Origin of the sequence: Pseudomonas sp. EL_65y_Pfl1_R83, assembly GCF_963970695.1 — a bacterium.
Taxonomy (GTDB): Bacteria; Pseudomonadota; Gammaproteobacteria; order Pseudomonadales; family Pseudomonadaceae; genus Aquipseudomonas; species Aquipseudomonas tritici.
On sequence record NZ_CAXAQI010000097.1, the window covers coordinates 1 to 680 of the forward strand.

The window sequence follows — 680 nt, forward strand, 5'->3', positions numbered from 1 at the left end:
TACGACAACGCCCGGCTACTGCTGACCGAGATCGAAAACGAAGTCGGCGAAACCTACCGGCTCCAGTACCACAGCAACGGCCTGATCCAACAGGAAACCGGGTTTGACGGCCAGCGCACGGCCTACGCCTACGACCTCAACGGCAACCTGCAAGAAAAGACCGAATATGGCGACGATGGCAGTCAGCTAGTCACTCGCTACGAGCGCGACCATGCCGGACGCCTCGTCAGAAAAACCCTGCCCGACGGCAACATCGTCGATTACGCCTACGACCGCCAAGGCAATCTCCTAAGCGTTGACGACGGCCACTGGGCCTTGGCCTACGAATACGATCCGCAAAACCGCCTGACCGCCGAACATCAGGGCTGGGGCACCTTGCGTTATGGCTACGACGCCTGCGGCCACCTTAAAAACCTGCGTTTGCCGGACAACAATCGGGTTGTTTTCAACCACGATAAAGGCGGACACCTTTCCACAGTTGAACTGAATGGTGCGGTACTGACCTCACACCTATTCAGCGCCGGCCGCGAGCAGCAACGTGCCCAAGGAAAACTGCTCAGCAGTTACCAACACGACGACCAAGGGCGCCTGTTCAACCAAGGCATCGCCGATGCCGAAGGCACTGTTTACCGCCGCCACTACGACTACGACAAATCCGGCAACCTCACCCGCCTCCTCGA

1 pseudogene is annotated in these 680 nt (G+C 58.7%); it reads left to right on the forward strand.

Annotation, left to right across the window (positions count from 1 at the left end):
* Positions 1–680, forward strand: a pseudogene (locus tag AACY08_RS27820) (type IV secretion protein Rhs); the annotation flags it as partial.